Source organism: Pseudoxanthomonas sp. JBR18 (assembly GCF_028198165.1).
GTDB lineage: Bacteria > Pseudomonadota > Gammaproteobacteria > Xanthomonadales > Xanthomonadaceae > Pseudoxanthomonas_A.
Map to the genome: position 1 here is coordinate 1,472,264 of NZ_CP116339.1, position 17,737 is coordinate 1,490,000.

Here is a 17,737-nt window from a genome sequence, read left to right on the forward strand (position 1 = left end):
CGCTCAGCTTAGCCAGCCGAGCCCAAACGGGGGGCAACCCGGCGGTTCGCTCAGGGCCCGTCTTCGCCCGCACGGCTGCGTGCCTTGCCCGGACCGATGCCCTCGAGCCGCTTGAAGAACCGCCGGAACGCCGCCTCGCTGCGATAGCCCAGCATCTCGGCCACCGTGGCCACCGACAGGCGTCGGTTGCCCAGCAGGCGCCGGGCCTCGGTGGCGCGCCACTGGGACAGGTACTGCACCGGCGGCAGGCCGACGGTGGCGGTGAACAGCTCGGCGAACGCGGTGCGTGACATGCCGGCCTCGTGCGCCATCGACTGGATCGTCCAGTCCTGGCCTGGATGCGCATGCACTGCGGCCAGCACGCGCGCCAGGCGCACGTCTGTCATCGCCGCCAGCAGGCCACGCGGACGCTCGGTGGCGCGCACGTATTCGCACACGGCCATGGTGAACAGCGAATCGGCCAGCTTGTTCTGCACCATCTGCCGGCCCCAGCGCCGGTCGCGGCTGGTCTCGGCCAGCATCTGCGCCAGTTGCCGGAAGGCGGGGCTGCTCTGCTCGGAACGCACCACGAAGCACGCCGGCAGCGCGCCGAAGATCGGATTGTTGGCGCCGGAGACGAACTCCAGCTCGCCGCACAGCATGTTGGTATCGCCCGGCTCGTCGGCCGGCGGCAGGTGCGGATCGGGCGAGGACGAAAGCAGGTGCTGCACGCCGCTGGGAAAGACGATCAGATCGCCGTGCCGCAGGTGCACCGCGTGTTCCAGCGCCTCGCCGCTGACCCAGCACTCGCCCCGGGTGAGTAGGTGAAACTGGCCAAAGCGCGTGGCCGGCTCGCGCTCGAACCAGGTCCCGCAGAAGCGCACGTCGGCGGTGATCTCCACGCGCATGCGATAGCCGGCCAGCACGGTCTCCAGCACGCTGTCGCGTTCTTCGTCGGTCTGCAGGGCGAGGGGCGCGGACATGGCCGCATCGTAGTCGCTCGACGATGGCCCCGACCATGCCCATTCGTCCGCCCTGACGGTCTGCACGTCCGTACGTGCATGAACATCGTGCCCCACGCGGACGGATGGGCATATCCGCAGAACGCGCGGGAATGGTCCGCCGCCTCGCCTTAGCGCCCAATGCGTCCACCGGCCCACTGCCGGTCACCACCACTTACGAGGACGCCATCATGCGCAACGCTATCGCCACTTCCGGCCTGTCCCTGGCCATCGCCGCCGCCGCCCTGTTCGCCGGCGCACCCGCCGCCCATGCCGCCGAGCACGGCAAGGCCGAAATGGGCCACTGCATGGGCGCAAACGCCTGCAAGGGCCAGGGCGCGTGCAAGAGCGCAGCCAATGCCTGCAAGGGCCAGAACGCCTGCAAGGGCCAGGGCTTCACCGAAGCCACCGCCAAGCAGTGCAACACCGTCGGCGGCAAGTTCGAAAAGCCGATGCCGGCGCCCAAGGCCGAGGAAAAGGCCAACAGCTGACCGTCGCATCGCCGCTCGCGCCCGGCGTGCCGCGCCGGGCCGCGACCGGCCTTCCAAGGAGCGCCACACGATGACTGCCCTGCACGGCTTCGGCCTGGGCCTGCGGCCCCAACACTACGGCGACCTGCTCGCCGGCGATGCCCCGGTGGACTGGCTGGAACTGCTCAGCGAGAACTACATGGTTGCCGGCGGCCGCCCGTTGCACATGCTCGACCAGTTCGCCGAGCGCTGGCCGCTGGCGCTGCACGGCGTGTCGCTCAACATCGGCGGCAGCGATCCGCTGGACCGCGACTATCTCGCTGCGCTGGCCCGGCTGGTGCGCCGCGCACGGCCCCACATCGTCTCCGACCATCTGTGCTGGAGTCGCCACGGCGGCGTGCAGCTGCACGACCTGCTGCCCCTGCCGCAGACCGAGGCGACGGTCCATCACGTCGCCTCGCGCGTGCGTCAGGTGCAGGACGCGCTGGGCACGCAGCTGGTGCTGGAGAACGTGTCCAGCTATGCGCGCTTTGCCGACGACACGCTGGACGAGGCGCAGTTCCTCGCGGCGATCGCCAGCGAGTCGGGCTGCGGGCTGCTGCTGGACGTCAACAACGTCTACGTCAACGCACATAACCACGGCCTGGACGCACAGGCCTATCTGGACACGCTGCCGCGCGATGCCGTGCGCCAGATCCACCTGGCCGGACACAGCGCCGATGCGCTGGGCAGCGGCCTGCTGGTCGACACCCACGACGCGCCGGTGAGCGAAGCGGTGTGGGCGCTGTATGCGCAGGCGCTGCGCCGCTTCGGTCCGGTACCGACCATGATCGAGCGCGACGACCACATTCCTCCGCTGGCCGAGCTGCTGGCCGAGCTCGACATCGCGCGCGGCATCGCAGCCGATGCGCTGCAGGCGCGTGCGGCATGAACGCCTCGCCTGCCTTGCTGGACCATCAGCAGACCTTGCAGGCCTGGCTGCTGCATGGCGACGCCGCCATCGCGCCGCGAATCGACGCCACGCCGGTACGCGGCGAAACCGTGCACGACCGCCTGCGGATCTATCGCGACGCCTATGCGCTGCGCCTGATCGAGGTGCTGGGCCAGGACTTCCCGGTCTTGAAGGCGCTCCTGGGCGAAGCGCGGTTCGACACGCTGGCCCGCGCCTATCTGCAGGCACATCCGTCCACGCAGCCGTCGGTGCGGCATTTCGGCGCGCGCTTTGCCGGCTGGCTCGCCCACCATGACCTCGACGCGGCGGCGGTGGAACTGGCCCGGTTCGAATGGACGCAGGGCGAGGTCTTCGACGCGGCCGACGACCACGCCGTGAGCCTGACCGACATGGCCGCCGTGCCGCCACAGGACTGGCCACGGCTGCGGTTCATGCTGGCCTCGCACCTGCGCTGGCTCACGCTGTCCAGCCATGCGCCGGCGCAGGTCACCGCGCATGCGGCCGGCGACAGCGTGCCAGAAATGCGCGTGGCGACGCCGGCCACCTGGCTGCTGTGGCGCGAAGCCTTCGCCGTGCACTGGCGACGGCTCGACCCCGACGAAGCCGACGCGCTGCAGTCCGTGCGGACTGGTCAGTGCTTCGGCGATCTGTGCACGCAACTCGCGCATGCGCACGGCCCGGAGGCGCCGCTGCGCGCCGCCGGCCTGCTCAAACGCTGGATCCACGACGGCCTGGTGGCGGCGCTACGCGTCATCCCCGCCGATCACGCCCACTGAACTCATCTCCCCCAACAGGAGCCTGCCATGCAATCCACTTCCACCCGCCTGCGCCTCTCCGCGCTGTCCTTCCTGCAGCGCATCGACTGGCTGGGCCCGCTGCTGGTGCGGCTGGTGTTCGGCTATTTCTGGGCCGAGACCGGCTGGGCCAAGCTGCACAACCTGGAGTTCTTCACCGGCCGCTTCATGGAGTGGGGCATCCCGTTCCCCGCCTTCAGCGCCGCGCTGTGCGCCGGCACTGAGTTCATCGGCGGCGTGCTGATCCTGCTCGGACTGGCCACGCGCCTGACCATGATCCCGATGATCATCAACATGCTGGTCGCGCTGATCGTCGTGGTGCTGCCCGGCATCTCCACGCTGGATGAATTCGTCGAACTGGACGAGGTGCTGTACGTCACCGTCTTCGTCTGGCTGCTGACCGCAGGCCCGGGCCGCGCGAGCCTCGACCATCTGATCGCACGGCGCTTGTCAGACAGTCCGCGTATACCCGACGCATCGCTCCCGGCGCGTTGAGGTCTGTACAAAAAGCACAAAGCCGCCTCTCGGCGGCTCTGTGTCATGCATGCGATCGGCGACCTCAGAAGCTGTTGTCGCCGTCCAGGATCCGTCCCAGCCCGCCCAGCACCGAGCCTTCACCGCGGTTCTGGCCTCCGCCCTGCGGAGCGGCCTGCAGCATGCGGCCGGCCATGCGCGAGAACGGCAGCGACTGCAGCCACACCTTGCCCGGCCCGGTGAGGGTGGCCAGGAACACACCTTCGCCGCCGAAGAACATGCTCTTGATGCCGGCCACGCGGCGGATGTCCATGTCCACGCCGCTGTGATAGGCCACCACGCAGCCGGTATCCACGTCGATGCGCTCGCCGGCGGCCAGCTCGCGCTCGACCACGGTGCCCCCGGCATGCACGAACACCCAGCCATCGCCCTCGAGCTTCTGCATGATGAATCCCTCGCCGCCGAACAGGCCGGTGAGGATCTTGCGCTGGAAGGCGATGCCCAGTGACACGCCGCGCGCGCCGGCCAGGAAGCTGTCCTTCTGGCAGATCAGGCGCCCGCCGTGCTCGGAGAGCTTGAGCGGGATCACCGTGCCCGGGTACGGCGCGGCGAAGGCGACCTTGGCCTTGCCCGTGCCGGTGTGGGTGTACACCGTGGTGAACAGGCTCTCGCCGGTGACCAGGCGCTTGCCGGCGCCCAGCAATTTGTCCATGAAGCCACCGCCGGCGCCGCTGGTGCGGCCATCGCCGAACACGGTGTCCATCTGCACGGCGGCGTCCTTGAACATCAGGGCACCGGCCTCGGCCACCGCGCTCTCGCCCGGGTCAAGTTCCACTTCGACGAACTGCATGTCGTGACCGACGATGCGGAAGTCGATCTCGTCGCTGCGCATGCCCGCGCCGGGCGGCGGCGGCACCGGCGCGGGCACGCCCGCACCGCCGAAATCGGGCAACGAACTGGCCGGCTGCCAGCCCGACAGGCCTTCGCGCCAGGCCAGCGCGGACGGATTGGCGCGGGCGAAAGCCTGCGCGGCCGCATCGTCAAACGGGCCCGAGCGGGTCTGCTCGGCGCCGGTGAGGAAGTACCAGCTGCTCATGGGGTCGCTCCAAGGACGGGGAAACAGGGGCCGAGTCTAGCTTGCGGGCATGGCCGGCCGACCCGTGCCCAAGGTCACTGTGTCCTCGCTTGCTGTCCAAGACACAGTTCTGCAACATGGCCCGCGCTCCCTCCCAGGCCCAACGCCATGTCCCGATCGCTTCCGCGCCTGCGTTGTCGCCGCCTGGCCCTGTCCGCTGCCCTGGCCCTGGCGCTGCCGTCCGCGCTGGCCCAGCAGGCGCCCGCCGACACCGAGGCTCCACCTCCCGCCGCCACCCTGGATACGGTCCGAGTCACCGCGCAGCGCCGGGTCGAGAACATCCACGACGTGCCGGTGTCGATCACCGCGCTGAACGCCGAGAAGCTCGGCATCCTGGGATCCGGCGGCAACGACATCCGCTTCCTGTCCGCGCGCGTGCCCAGCCTGAACATCGAGTCCTCCTTCGGCCGGGCCTTTCCGCGCTTCTACATCCGCGGTCTGGGCAACACGGATTTCGACCTCAACGCTTCCCAGCCGGTGTCGCTGGTCTATGACGACGTGGTCCAGGAGAGCCCGCTGCTCAAGGGCTTCCCGGTGTTCGATCTGCAGAGCGTGGAAGTGCTGCGCGGGCCGCAGGGCACGCTGTTCGGACGCAACACCCCGGCCGGCGTGGTCAAGTTCGACTCGGTGCGCCCTTCGCAGGACGCCAGCGGCTACGTCAAGACGGCCGCCGGCAACCTGGGGATGTTCAACTTCGAAGGCGCCTATGGCGGCCCGCTGACCGAGCGCTGGTCCGCCCGCGTTTCCGGCCTGTACCAGCGCAAGGACGACTGGGTCGACAACACCTATGCCGCCGGCCCGGACCGCAGCACCGAAGGCTTCGACGAGTCCGCCGCGCGCGTGCAGTTCCTCTATCAGGGCGATGGCTTGGAAGCCCTGTTCAACCTGCACAAGCGCCACCTCAACGGCACTGCGCGCCTGTTCCGCGCCAACATCATCCAGCAGGGCACCAACGATTTCGTCCCGGGCTTCGACAAGGACACGATGTCCACCGACGGCCTGAACGACTCCGAGCTGGACAGCTGGGGCGGCAGCGCGCGCCTGCGTTGGCAGCTGGGGAGCGTCAACGTCTACGCGATCACCGGCTACGAGACGGTCGACTCGATCAACCGCGGCGACATCGACGGCGGCTATGGCGCGGCCTTCCTGCCGGACTCCGGTCCGGGCGTGATCCCGTTCTCCTCCGAGTCGGCCGACGGCCTGCCGCACCACCGGCAGTGGACCCAGGAGTTCCGTATCGAGTCCAATGAGTGGGGCGCCCTGGACTGGCAGGCGGGCCTGTTCTACTTCGACGAAGACGTGCGTATCGACAGCTTCAACTACGACTCGCTCACCCCGGGCAACCCGCAGGCCGGTCACGCGGTGCAGGCCCAGCGCAACAAGACCTGGGCGGCCTTCGCCTCGGCCGACTACGACGTCACCGAGGCCTTCAAGCTGCGCGGCGGCGTGCGCTACACGCAGGACAGGAAGGACTTCAGCGCCAGCGTGCTGGAGGCCGCGCCGTTCGGCGCCCCGGTCGGCGGTCCCTACCCGGTGCATACCGATGTCGATGACGTGAGCTGGGACCTGTCCGGCGTGTACACCATCAATCCGGACATCAACCTGTATGCGCGCGTGGCCAAGGGCTTTCGCGCCCCGTCCATCCAGGGCCGCCTGCTGTTCGCCTCGGCCGCCGCGCCCAATGGCGGGGTGACCTCGGCCGATTCGGAGAAGGTCATCTCCTACGAGGTCGGCATCAAGGCCGACCTGTGGGACAAGCGCGCGCGCCTGGGTTTCGACGTCTTCCGCTACAACGTGGATGGCCAGCAGCTGATCGCGGTGGGCGGGGAGTCCAATACCGCGCGCCTGCTCAACGCCGACAGGACCATCGGCCAGGGCGCCGAGCTGGACCTGGAGGCGTATGTCACCGACAACCTGCTGATCACCCTGGGCAGCAGCTTCAACGACACCGAGATCGACGACCCGGGCCTGGCGGTGGCGGTGTGCGGCAGCGGCATGTGCACGGTGACCGACCCGACGGTAACCCTCAACGGCGGCACCTATGCGCTGATCGACGGCAATCCGCTGCCGCAGGCGCCGCGCTGGATCCACAACCTCACCGCCCGCTGGAGCCTGCCCATGGGCGAAGGCGCCGGGCTGTATGTCTACACCGACTGGGCATATCGCAGCGAGGTCAATTTCTTCCTGTACCAGGCCGCCGAGTTCCGCGGCAAGGCTTCGCTGGAAGGCGGCCTGCGCATCGCCTACGGCTGGGACTACGGCGATTACGAGATCGCGGTCTTCGGGCGCAACATCACCGATCAGACCCGCATCGTCGGCGCGATCGACTTCGACAACCTGACCGGCTTCATCAACGAGCCGCGCACCTACGGGCTGGAGTTCACCGCTCGCTTCTGAGCGCGTTCAGAACACGGCCTTTGCCCGGCCGCCAGCGACACCATGCGCCGACGCAGCTGCGATGGTTGGCTCACTTGGAGAGGCTGAGGTCCATCCCTGCGTTGACCGAGTGGCTTCCGCCGATGGGCTGACGCTTGTGTGGCGTGAAGTCGTGCCTGGTCCTGCGCACACGATCGTCAGCGGTGCCGCAAGCAGGATCGTCCCAGCGGCAATGGGATCTGCCGGAGGTACATGGCCGCCGCAGCCGCTCCTTGACCGCATCGCTCAAGCCCCAAGATGCCTTCGCGTGGAACATCCTGGATATACACGCCAATCAAGGCATGAAGATCGAGCGCCTCCGGAAGCGCGTAAAAAACAACGCCGCCGCCCCTATTTACAGCGGGCGGCGGCGTGATGCGACGGCGCGGTGGGGATCAGAAGTTCGCGCGGAACTGGGCACCGATGATGCGCGGGTCGTTGATGAACCCGGTCAGGTTGTCAAAGTCGATCGCACCGGTGGCGCGGATCTGGTTGGTGCAGTTGCGGCAGAACACCGAGGCCTCGTACTGGCCACCGTTCCAGTTGTAGCCGATCTTCAGGCCGCCTTCGAACAGCGGCTGGCCGACGAACTCACGCGACTGGTACAGGAAGAAATTGACCTCGCTGCGGTAGGACCAGTCGGTGTAGACGAAGACCTCGCCGTCGTCGCCGACCGGGATGCCATAGCGGGCGTTGACGTTGCCGATCCACTTGGCCGCCTGCGGCAGCGGATTGCCATCGATGTAGGCCAGGCCGTCGGCATTGACCGGATCGGTCACCGTGCACACCCACGGTGAGCAGGTCGAGGTGGCCAGGCCGGGATCCTTGATCTCGGTGTGGTTGTAGCTGCCGTTGAAGCCGAAGCGCAGGTTCTCGGTGGCCAGCAGTTCGAAGTCCAGCTCGGCGCCGTAGGCTTCGCTCTTCTTGGCGTTCATCAGCTGCACGGCGTTGGACGTCCCGCCCACTGCGGTGAGCTGCTGGTCCTTGATGTCCATGCTGTAGATGTCGAAGGCCAACCGGCCGCGGCGATCCCACAGGTTGGCCTTGATGCCCAACTCGTAGGAATCCACGGTCTCAGGACGCGCCACGGTCACCGGCACGCCGGTGGACGGCGGACCGAAGCTGGCCCCGCGATAGCCACGCGCGGCGCGCGCGTAGAGGTTGACCGCATCGGTCAGGGCAAAGGTCGCGCTGACATCGCCGGTGACCTTGGAGCCGCTGGTGTCGCCGCCGATCGGCGGCGGCGAGCTGCGATCCCATTCCAGGATGTCGAAGGTCTTGTGATCGTGCGTGTAGCGGATACCGGCGCGCAGATTGAGCGCATCGGTGGCCTGGTAGTTGAGCGAGGCGAAGGCCGCCCAGGAGGAGGTCTTCTGGCGCGTCAGGTCATAGCCGGTCAGCGCGCCGCCGGCGAGGGTGTCGTAGTCGTAGGCCTCGCCCTGCACGTTGTCGTAGAAGTAGTACAGACCGCCCTGCCAGTTCAGCGGGCCGGCGTAGTTGGATTCGGCGCGCAGCTCCTGGGTGAACTGGTCCAGGGACTTGATGCCACCGGCGGTCTCCACCGAGAACGGAATGAAGCCGGGGCCGGAGGGCTGGGTGGGATCGGTGAACACGCCCGGGCCGTAGCCGCCGTCGATGTCACCGCGGCTGTAGTACTTGGAGATCCCTTCGTAGCCGGTGATCGAGTGGAAGGTCACATCGCCCGAACTGAAGGTCAGGTTGGCGCTGCCGCCATAGGTGGTCAGCTCCTGGGCGTTGTGGCCATCGATGTAGGCCTTGTCCTCGTCGAAGTCATCGACCAGCTGGTTGGTGCCCGGATTGAAGATGTTGGCGCGGAACAGGCGCGCGGTGCCGTTGAGCTTGCGCGCATGAGCATTGAACAGCGCACTGAAGTCATCGCCCGGCTCGAACAGCAGCTGCAGGCGCAGAGCCGAATCGTCATAGCCTTCCAGCTTCTGGCCGGAGATCTGGCTGGTCACCCAGTCATCGCGGTGCTGCTGCAGCAGCGACAGGCGTGCGGCCCAGGTCTGGCTGATCGGCAGGTTGAGCGCGCCTTCCACCGAGGTGGTGGCATGAGTGCCGTAGGACACGCTGGCATAGCCCTGGGTCGAGCCCAGCACCGGGCGGGCCGAGTTGAACTTGACCACGCCGGCCGGGGTATTGCGGCCGAACTGGGTGCCCTGCGGGCCGCGCAGGACTTCCACGCTGGCCAGGTCGAACATCGGGAAGCCCTTCAGGAAGGCGTTCTCGTAGACGATGTCGTCATAGACCAGCGACACCGGCTGGGAGGCGTAGGTGGTGAAGTCGGTGTTGCCGTAGCCACGGATGTAGAAGCGCGGGAACACGCGCCCGTTTGAGGACTCGACGTTCAAGCTGGGCGCCTTGCCGGCCAGCACGCGCACATCCGAGGCGCTGGTAGACAGCGCATCCAGGTAATCCGGGCGCAGCACCGTGGCCGAGACCGGCACCTTCTGGGAGTCCTCGCTGCGGCGGTCGGCGGTCACCTGGACCGAGTCGAGCTGCGCGACGGACGGCGGGGTGGACGCCTGCTGGGCGGACGCACCACCGACGAAGGTGGCACTGACGGCAAGGGCGAGCGCACTGCGGCGCAACGATGAGTGGACAGGCATGGGTGACTCCGCGGGGAAAGTGACGAGCGTGGCCGGGCGTGCTGCCATGCAGCACAATTAACGCAAAATACACTTTCTCGACCACGGTTTGTCAACTTCCCGGAGTCTGTCGTCCCTACCAAGTGGGCGCCTGGCTCAGGCGATGGTGATGCCCCCGGCTTCCAGAGCCCGGCGCGTGGGCGCATCGCCCTCGGGGGTGACCGGCCGGGTCAGCTCCCACAGGAACCGCACGGCAAACCCTTCGGCCATCGCGTCCTGCGCGGTCCACAGCACACAGACATCGCGCGCCAGCCCGCACACGTGGACCTCGGTGATGCCGCGCGCACGCAGCCAGCCGGCCAGCCCGGTCGAGGGCCGCGTGCCGTCCGGGCCGTGGTTTTCGCGGAAGGCGCTGTAGGAATCGACCTGCGCGTGCGTGCCCTTGCGCAGGATCAGGTCCGCCGGCGTCCAGTCCACACGCGGGTCCAGCGCCGCGCCCGGGGTGCCCTGCACACAGTGGTCCGGCCACAGCATCTGCGGCTGGCCGTGCAGGTCGATCACGTCGAACGGATCATGCCCCGGATGCTGCGTGGCGAAGGAAGCATGCGCGCGTGGATGCCAGTCCTGCGTGGCCACGACCGTGCCGTAGGCGCGCGCATCCAGCAGCCGCGCGATGCCCGGCACGATGGCATCGCCCTCGTGGCAGGCCAGCGCACCGCCGGGCATGAAGTCCGGCTGCAGGTCGACCACGATCAGGGCGGTGTCGTGGGGCATGTCGGTCATCGAAGGCGCCAGCTGCGTGGGGAAGCCGCAGCCTAGCCATGCCGGCCATCGGCCTCAAGCCAGCGCCGCTTCGCCTCGCGGCGCCGCGGACGTTAAAACGACACAGGCCCCGCCGGAGGGGGGCCTGCTTGGACGCGTCCGGCGGCTCGATCAGGCGATCGAGGCGCGGTAGATCGACTCGATGGTGGCGTCGAGCACTTCGTTGAACTCCGCATCGCTCTGCTGCGCGCTCAGGCCCTCGGTCAGGGCGCGGCTGAAGCTGGCGATGATGCCGGGGTTCTTGGCCAGCTTGGCGTTGGCCTCGTCACGGCTGTAGCCGCCGGACAGCGCCACGACCTTGAGCACGCTCGGGTGGTCGACCAGCTCCTGGAAGAAGCCGTCGACGCTGGGCAGGGTGAGCTTGAGGATCACCGGGGTGGCCGCGTCGACCTTGTCCAGGCGCTCGAGCAGGCCCTGCTTCATCGTGGCCTCGATCTGCGCCTTGTCGGCGGCCTTGATGTCCACTTCCGGCTCGATGATCGGCACCAGGCCGGCGTCCAGGACCTGCTTGCCCAGCTCGAACTGCTGGTCCAGCACCGCGGCGATGCCCTGCGCGTTGTTGCCCTTGATGACCGAGCGCTCCTTGGTGCCGAACACGCCCTTGGCCTTGGCCTTGGCCAGCAGCTCGGCCAGACCCGGGATGGGCTTGAGCAGCTGCACGCCGTTGGCTTCCTCTTCCAGACCCTTGTCAATCTTGAGGAACGGCACGACCTGCTTGGTGTTCCACAGGTACTGCGCGGCTTCTTCGCCTGCGAAGCGGTCGTCCAGGGTGCGCTCGAAGAGGATGGCGCCGACCACCCGCTCACCGGTGAAGGCCGGGCTGGTGACGATGCGCTCGCGCATCTGGTGGACCAGGGCAAACATCTCGGCGTCGCCCGAATAGGCGGATTCGTCGATGCCATACAGCTTCAGCGCCTTGGGCGTGCTGCCACCGCTCTGGTCGAGCGCAGCGATGAAGCCTTGGCCGGAAGCGATCTTGTCCCGCTGTTCCTGGTTGATTGACACGGTCGGCAAGTCCTGTGGTGAAGGGGGTGACCGAGTTTACGCGGGCCGGGTGTGCATGGCGTTCGTGTAACCGTTACCGGCTCACATCGGCTTCATGCCGGGCCCGCCGGATATCCACGCACTGGGACGCCGCATGGGCGCGGGCCGTTTCTGGCCCGCGCCCACGTGGCATCCGATGCGCAATCCTCAGGCGGCCCGCGCCAGGTCCGCCCGCAGGATGCGCGCGGCCTCGACCATCTGCTCCAGCGCGTGCCGGGTTTCCTCCCAGCCACGGGTCTTGAGCCCGCAGTCCGGGTTAACCCACAACTGGGCATCGCGCAGCACCGCACGCGCCTTGCGCAGCAGGTCCACCATCTCGGCGGTGGAAGGAATCCGCGGGGAATGGATGTCGTAGACGCCCGGACCGATCTCGTTGGGATACGCGAACCGCACGAACGCATCCAGCAGCTCCATGCGCGAGCGCGAGGTTTCGATCGAGATCACGTCCGCATCCATCGCCGCGACCGCGTCGATGATGTCGTTGAACTCCGAGTAGCACATGTGGGTGTGGATCTGGGTCGCATCGCCCACGCCGCTGGCGCAGATACGGAAGGCTTCGACCGCCCAGTCCAGGTAGGTGGCCCATTCGCCGCGGCGCAGCGGCAGGCCTTCGCGGATCGCCGGCTCGTCGATTTGGATGATGCCGATGCCGGCCGCTTCCAGGTCGGTGACCTCATCGCGCAGCGCCAGCGCTATCTGACGACAGGTCGCGCTGCGGGCCTGGTCGTCGCGCACGAACGACCACTGCAGCACCGTCACCGGGCCGGTCAGCATGCCCTTCATCGGCCGCGGCGTCAGTGACTGCGCATACTGCGACCAGCGCACCGTCATCGGTGCCGGGCGCACCACGTCGCCGAAGATGATCGGTGGCTTCACGCAGCGGCTGCCGTAGCTCTGCACCCAGCCCAGCTTGGTGAAGACGAAGCCATCCAGCTGCTCGCCGAAGTACTCGACCATGTCGTTGCGCTCGTATTCGCCATGCACCAGCACGTCGAGCCCGATCTGTTCCTGGAAGCGCACGCAGCGCTCGGTTTCGGCCGCCAGGAAGGCGTCGTACTCGGCGTCGGAGAGCTTGCCGGACTTGTGCCGCGCACGTGCCTGGCGCACGTCCTGGGTCTGCGGAAACGAGCCGATCGTGGTGGTCGGATAGACCGGCAGGTCGAAGGCGGCTTCCTGCACACGGCGGCGCTGCGGATAGGGCGATTGCCGGCGGCTGTCCTGCGGCGTCAGGCGCGCAACGCGCTGGGCGACCTCGGGGCGATGCACGCGCGGCGACTGTCGGCGCGATTCAAGGTGGGCGCGTTGTTCGGCCAGGCCGGCGTCCGCGTCTGGCGCACCGTCCAGGGCATTGGCCAACAGGCGCAGTTCGCCCAGCTTCTGGCGGGCGAAGGACAACCACGGCTTCACTTCTTCATCCAGGGTCTTTTCCTGGTCCAGATCGACCGGGACGTGCAGCAACGAGCAGGACGGAGCCAGCCACAATCGATCGGCACCCAGCTGGCCCTGCGCATAGCGCGCCAGGGTCAGCGCGTTGTCCAGGTTGGTGCGCCAGACGTTGCGGCCATTCACCAGGCCTGCCGAGAGCACCCGCCCGGCGGGCAACGCCTGGAGGACCGCGTCGAGCTGTTCGGGTGCGCGCACCAGATCCACGTGCAGGCCGTCGACGGGCAGTTCGGCGGCGAGCACGAGGTTGTCGCCAAGCGCGCCAAAGTAGGTGCTGAGCATCAGCTTGGGTCGCGTGGCCTGCGCCAGTCGTGCGTAGGCCTCACGCAACGCGTCTTGGACCTGCGTCGTCAGGTCCAGGGTCAGGATCGGCTCATCGATCTGGACCCACTCCGCGCCGGCGGCGTGCAGGTGCGAGAGCAGCGCGGCGTAGGCCGGCAGCAGGCCGTCGAGGAGCGCGAAACGGTCGCTGCCATCCACCGTCTTGGACAGATGCAGGAAGCTCACCGGCCCCAGCAGGACCGGGCGGGTGTTGAAGCCGGCAGCCTTGGCTTCCAGGAATTCGGCGACCGGCTTGTCGCCACGCAGCGCGAAGCGTTGCCCGGCCTGCAGTTCCGGCACCAGGTAGTGGTAGTTGGTGTCGAACCACTTGGTCATCTCCAGCGCCCGCAGGTCGACGCCATCGGTCTGGCGCCCGCGCGCCATGGCGAAATAGGCGCCAAGCGGGTCGGACTCGGCCAGGGCGCGGTAGCGCTGCGGGATCGCGTCGAACAGGAAGGCGGTGTCCAGCACCTGGTCGTAGAGCGAAAAATCGTTGCTGGGCAACAGGTCGGCGCCGGCCTCGCGCTGCAGGTGCCAGTGCCTGAGTCGCAGCTCGCGTGCGGTAGCCTGCAGCGTGTCCGCGCTGTCCTCGCCCTTCCAGTGGCGTTCAAGGGCGTGCTTGAGTTCCCGGCGTGGCCCGATGCGGGGAAAGCCGAGGTTGGTGACGATGGTCATGTGGATGGATCCTCATTGCGTGTGGGCATTGAGGAACGAAGGAACCGCGCGCCACGCGTCCGGACTTCCGGCTGCGACGTGCCACGCCAGCGACCTTCGCCCCCGCGGGCGAACCGGATCCACTACGCGAAACACGCACGCTCACCCCGTCCCGCCCGCGGTCGACTGCAGGGAGCGGAGTGCCCGTGCCGCTCCCGCGAGCGGTGCCAGGTCGAAACGGAAGACCGGTCTGGGTCTTCCGGCCGGGGCCGGTCTTCGGGCTCATGGACACGGCGTGGGACGCGCCACCTACTGTCCGCCGCTTCCCGGTGTCGCGTTGAAGCGACACCAGTGCTGTTGGCGGGGTTCGTTTCCAATAACCGCTGCGGGGCAGCTCCGGAATGGGCGCCCTCAGGCGCCTTCACCGGATTCCCGTTTAATTCATCGCTTCATGGGGATGAAGCGATGAAACCTTCGGCCCGCGCACAGTATGCGGAGCGGCGGTTTGCGTCAAGCCGTGGAGGGGTCAGGACGCTGGACATGAAGCCTTGCCCGCGATCTGCAACCATGAGGGTTTTCCTGCGTGGGTTCGGCCGATGTCCCTGGTGTTTCTGGCCTTAGGCGCGTTGCTGACGGCCGTGCTGTTCCGCTTGCGCTGGAGGCGCACGGCACGCGTCGTCGCAAGCTGCTGGGTGATCGTGTTCTGGCTGCTGGGCAACGGCTTACTGGCCGGCTGGATCGTGGCCATGACCCAGGCCGGTCAACGTGACCCGGTCCGACTCGCCTGGGCACCGGATTCGGTCATCATCGTGCTCGGCATGGGCATGCAGAAATTGCCGCACGAAGGCGGCATCGAGCCACAGTCGCTGGCCTATAGCCGGATTCTGCGTGCGGTCCAGCTCTACGAGAGCTGCAAGGCGAGCACGCGGGGCTGCCGGGTGCTGATTTCCGGAGGCGATCCCGCCGGATTGGGCAACACCGAAGCGCAACTCTACGGCTCGCTGCTGCGCGAGGCCGGCGTGCCCGCCTCGGCACTGCTGGAGGAAAGCGCTTCACGCAATACCTGGGAGAACGCGAAGTTCACTTCCCATCTGCTGTCAGAGGTTCCTCACGGCCCGCTGGTGCTGGTCACCTCCGGCCTGCATATGCGACGCAGCCTGCTGTACTTCGCCCATTTCGGCCTCCACCCCACCCCGGCGCGCAGCGACTACACCGCGCCGTTCTCGTCCTGGCTGCCCAACAGCTACAACCTGCTCATCACCGACCTGGCCTGTGTCGAGTGGCTGGGGATCGCCCGTTACCACTGGTACAACTTCCTGGGCAGGAACGACGCTCCGGTGAAGGCGATCCCCGATCCAGTCCAGCATCCGCTGGATCGCCCGGTCACGCTGCCGCCGGCGCAATAGCGTGCGCATGGCGCGCGGGGCACGCTATGCGCTGCGCTGACACGCGCCAAGCTTCCCCATGGTTGAGTTCAGGCATCTGCCGAGGGACTGCGGCGTCACTCTGACAGTACGTTCAATGCTACCGGTCACAGCGTCCTGCAGCGCATTAGTTCAAGGTGCGTGCGTGACATTTAGGCAGTTTCGCCGAACTTGAGCGGAGTTGGGTGCCTCTTGGTCTTTGTCAGCCAGAAGGGCGGCTCACACAAGACACTGACTCGGTGCAGCTTTTGAGGAGCCCCTCCGGTCTACGCGGGCTGCGCGCCTTGTCGACCTGCCAGCCTTGATGACACGCTGTATCCGCAGATCTGAAGGCTTTCCTTTGTGCGGAGTGGCGTGGGATCTGGTCGAGCGTTGGCCGGCGTCGGTAAGCGCTCTGGCTCAGGCTTGAAGCGTTCGAAGTTTTCACGAACACGCCTCGGCATTCTGCCTTCGCCGATGTTCTGCGTTTGCTGGTTGACGGGTCGCTCTGTGCCTACGACGCAACCGTAGGACTGAAAAGTCCGCCTGCGTCGCCCGATTGGGTTCCCATGCTGCGTCTGGCGCCGTATGTCCTGACCACGCGCGCGTTGATGGGGCAGTCGCGCAGATGAGAGGTTTCTGCGATTTGCCGCGCAGCGGGTGCTGTATGGCACGGCGTTGGGGATTAAGTCGCACGGCGCCGTTGGGCGTTTGTCGGGTTGCGGACGGACAAAGAAAAACCCCCCAGATCTTTCGATCTGAGGGGTTTTAGGTGTAAGGCCCTGGCGATGACCTACTCTTGCATGGCTTAAGCCACACTACCATCGGCGCAACTGCGTTTCACTTCCGTGTTCGGGATGGGAACGGGTGGGACCACAGCGCTAATTTCACCAGGGAGACGGTTGGAGCGTCGCCATCCAAACAACGGATGAGGCGCACAGTCTCGCGTAGTTACTTGTGATGTAGGGAGTGTATAGATGGCATCGACGTGTTGTCGAGGCTAAGTGTGTGGTGCATCGGCGTATGCCGAAGCCACTTGAGGTTATATGGTCAAGCCGCACGGATCATTAGTATCAGTTAGCTCAACGCCTTACAGCGCTTACACACCTGACCTATCAACCACCTAGTCTTGATGGTTCCTTTAGGGGACTTGTGTCCCGGGAGATCTCATCTTGAGGCGCGCTTCCCGCTTAGATGCTTTCAGCGGTTATCGCTTCCGAACATAGCTACCCGGCAGTGCCACTGGCGTGACAACCGGAACACCAGAGGTTCGTCCACTCCGGTCCTCTCGTACTAGGAGCAGCCCCTCTCAAATCTCCAACGCCCATGGCAGATAGGGACCGAACTGTCTCACGACGTTCTGAACCCAGCTCGCGTACCACTTTAAATGGCGAACAGCCATACCCTTGGGACCGACTACAGCCCCAGGATGTGATGAGCCGACATCGAGGTGCCAAACACCGCCGTCGATATGAACTCTTGGGCGGTATCAGCCTGTTATCCCCGGAGTACCTTTTATCCGTTGAGCGATGGCCCTTCCATACAGAACCACCGGATCACTAAGACCTACTTTCGTACCTGCTTGATCCGTCGATCTTGCAGTCAAGCACGCTTATGCCTTTGCACACAGTGCGCGATGTCCGACCGCGCTGAGCGTACCTTCGTGCTCCTCCGTTACTCTTTGGGAGGAGACCGCCCCAGTCAAACTACCCACCATACATGGTCCCCGATCCGGATAACGGACCTAGGTTAGAACGTCAAGCACATCAGGGTGGTATTTCAAGGATGGCTCCACTGCAGCTAGCGCCACAGTTTCATAGCCTCCCACCTATCCTACACAGACGAACTCAACGTTCAATGTAAAGCTATAGTAAAGGTTCACGGGGTCTTTCCGTCTTGCCACGGGAACGCTGCATCTTCACAGCGATTTCAATTTCACTGAGTCTCGGGTGGAGACAGCGCCGCTGTCGTTACGCCATTCGTGCAGGTCGGAACTTACCCGACAAGGAATTTCGCTACCTTAGGACCGTTATAGTTACGGCCGCCGTTTACTGGGGCTTCGATCAAGAGCTTCGCCTTGCGGCTGACCCCATCAATTAACCTTCCAGCACCGGGCAGGCGTCACACCCTATACGTCCACTTACGTGTTTGCAGAGTGCTGTGTTTTTGATAAACAGTCGCAGCGGCCTGGTCACTTCGGCCTCCCCCAGCTATTCACCAG

Annotated in this window: 12 protein-coding genes, 2 rRNA genes and 1 riboswitch (1 of these 15 only partly in view); of the genes, 6 read left to right on the forward strand and 8 right to left on the reverse strand. The window is 66.4% G+C overall.

Annotated elements, in window-relative coordinates; translation table 11 throughout:
• Nucleotides 1-50: 50 nt before the first annotated feature.
• A complete protein-coding gene (locus PJ250_RS06715; protein ID WP_271647814.1) occupies nt 51-962 on the reverse strand; it encodes an AraC family transcriptional regulator in 912 nt (303 codons plus the stop codon).
• Between the two features lie 209 nt (nt 963-1,171).
• Between PJ250_RS06715 and PJ250_RS06720 the strand changes: the two genes are divergently transcribed.
• From PJ250_RS06720 to PJ250_RS06735, 4 genes are all read left to right on the forward strand, one after another.
• Entirely contained in the window at nt 1,172-1,471 is a 300-nt protein-coding gene (locus PJ250_RS06720; RefSeq protein WP_271647815.1) for a BufA2 family periplasmic bufferin-type metallophore, read from the forward strand.
• Nucleotides 1,472-1,541: 70 nt separating this feature from the next.
• A complete protein-coding gene (locus PJ250_RS06725) occupies nt 1,542-2,381 on the forward strand; it encodes an MNIO family bufferin maturase (RefSeq protein WP_271647817.1) in 840 nt (279 codons plus the stop codon).
• Nucleotides 2,378-3,178: an HvfC/BufC N-terminal domain-containing protein gene (locus tag PJ250_RS06730; RefSeq protein ID WP_271647818.1), complete on the forward strand. Its 801-nt coding sequence runs from the start codon at nt 2,378-2,380 to the stop codon at nt 3,176-3,178. Before PJ250_RS06725 ends, PJ250_RS06730 begins: the two co-directional genes overlap by 4 nt.
• Nucleotides 3,179-3,205: 27 nt before the next feature.
• A complete protein-coding gene (locus PJ250_RS06735; protein ID WP_271647819.1) occupies nt 3,206-3,691 on the forward strand; it encodes a DoxX family protein in 486 nt (161 codons plus the stop codon).
• A 64-nt stretch (nt 3,692-3,755) separates the two neighbouring features.
• On the opposite strand, the gene PJ250_RS06740 is transcribed toward PJ250_RS06735, so the two are convergent.
• A complete protein-coding gene (locus PJ250_RS06740) occupies nt 3,756-4,766 on the reverse strand; it encodes a TIGR00266 family protein (protein WP_271647820.1) in 1,011 nt (336 codons plus the stop codon).
• A 147-nt stretch (nt 4,767-4,913) separates the two neighbouring features.
• Here PJ250_RS06740 and PJ250_RS06745 point away from each other — a divergent pair, with 147 nt between their 5' ends.
• Nucleotides 4,914-7,202, forward strand: a complete 2,289-nt coding sequence (locus PJ250_RS06745) for a TonB-dependent receptor (RefSeq protein WP_271647821.1) — start codon at nt 4,914-4,916, stop codon at nt 7,200-7,202.
• Nucleotides 7,203-7,615: 413 nt separating this feature from the next.
• Here the strand turns inward: PJ250_RS06745 and PJ250_RS06750 are convergent, their stop codons facing one another.
• The 4 genes from PJ250_RS06750 to metE all read right to left on the reverse strand — a co-directional run bounded on the left by PJ250_RS06750 (nt 7,616) and on the right by metE (nt 14,134).
• Nucleotides 7,616-9,850 (reverse strand): TonB-dependent receptor, encoded by a 2,235-nt coding sequence (locus tag PJ250_RS06750; protein ID WP_271647822.1) that lies wholly within the window; start codon nt 9,848-9,850, stop codon nt 7,616-7,618.
• A gap of 135 nt (nt 9,851-9,985) precedes the next feature.
• The gene (locus PJ250_RS06755) at nt 9,986-10,612 is read right to left on the reverse strand and encodes a nicotinamidase (protein ID WP_271647823.1); all 627 of its coding nucleotides are present in this window, start codon (nt 10,610-10,612) and stop codon (nt 9,986-9,988) included.
• Between the two features lie 150 nt (nt 10,613-10,762).
• Nucleotides 10,763-11,650, reverse strand: a complete 888-nt coding sequence (locus PJ250_RS06760) for a fructose bisphosphate aldolase (protein WP_343228712.1) — start codon at nt 11,648-11,650, stop codon at nt 10,763-10,765.
• A gap of 192 nt (nt 11,651-11,842) precedes the next feature.
• Nucleotides 11,843-14,134, reverse strand: a complete 2,292-nt coding sequence (gene metE, locus PJ250_RS06765; RefSeq protein ID WP_271647825.1) for a 5-methyltetrahydropteroyltriglutamate--homocysteine S-methyltransferase — start codon at nt 14,132-14,134, stop codon at nt 11,843-11,845.
• A gap of 228 nt (nt 14,135-14,362) precedes the next feature.
• Nucleotides 14,363-14,604, reverse strand: a riboswitch (cobalamin riboswitch).
• A 105-nt stretch (nt 14,605-14,709) separates the two neighbouring features.
• Here metE and PJ250_RS06770 point away from each other — a divergent pair.
• Nucleotides 14,710-15,519: a YdcF family protein gene (locus PJ250_RS06770; protein ID WP_271647826.1), complete on the forward strand. Its 810-nt coding sequence runs from the start codon at nt 14,710-14,712 to the stop codon at nt 15,517-15,519.
• 777 nt (nt 15,520-16,296) lie between these two features.
• Here the strand turns inward: PJ250_RS06770 and rrf are convergent.
• Nucleotides 16,297-16,411 (reverse strand): 5S ribosomal RNA (gene rrf, locus PJ250_RS06775).
• Nucleotides 16,412-16,562: 151 nt separating this feature from the next.
• Nucleotides 16,563-17,737, reverse strand: a 23S ribosomal RNA gene (locus PJ250_RS06780); it runs 1,691 nt beyond the window's last position.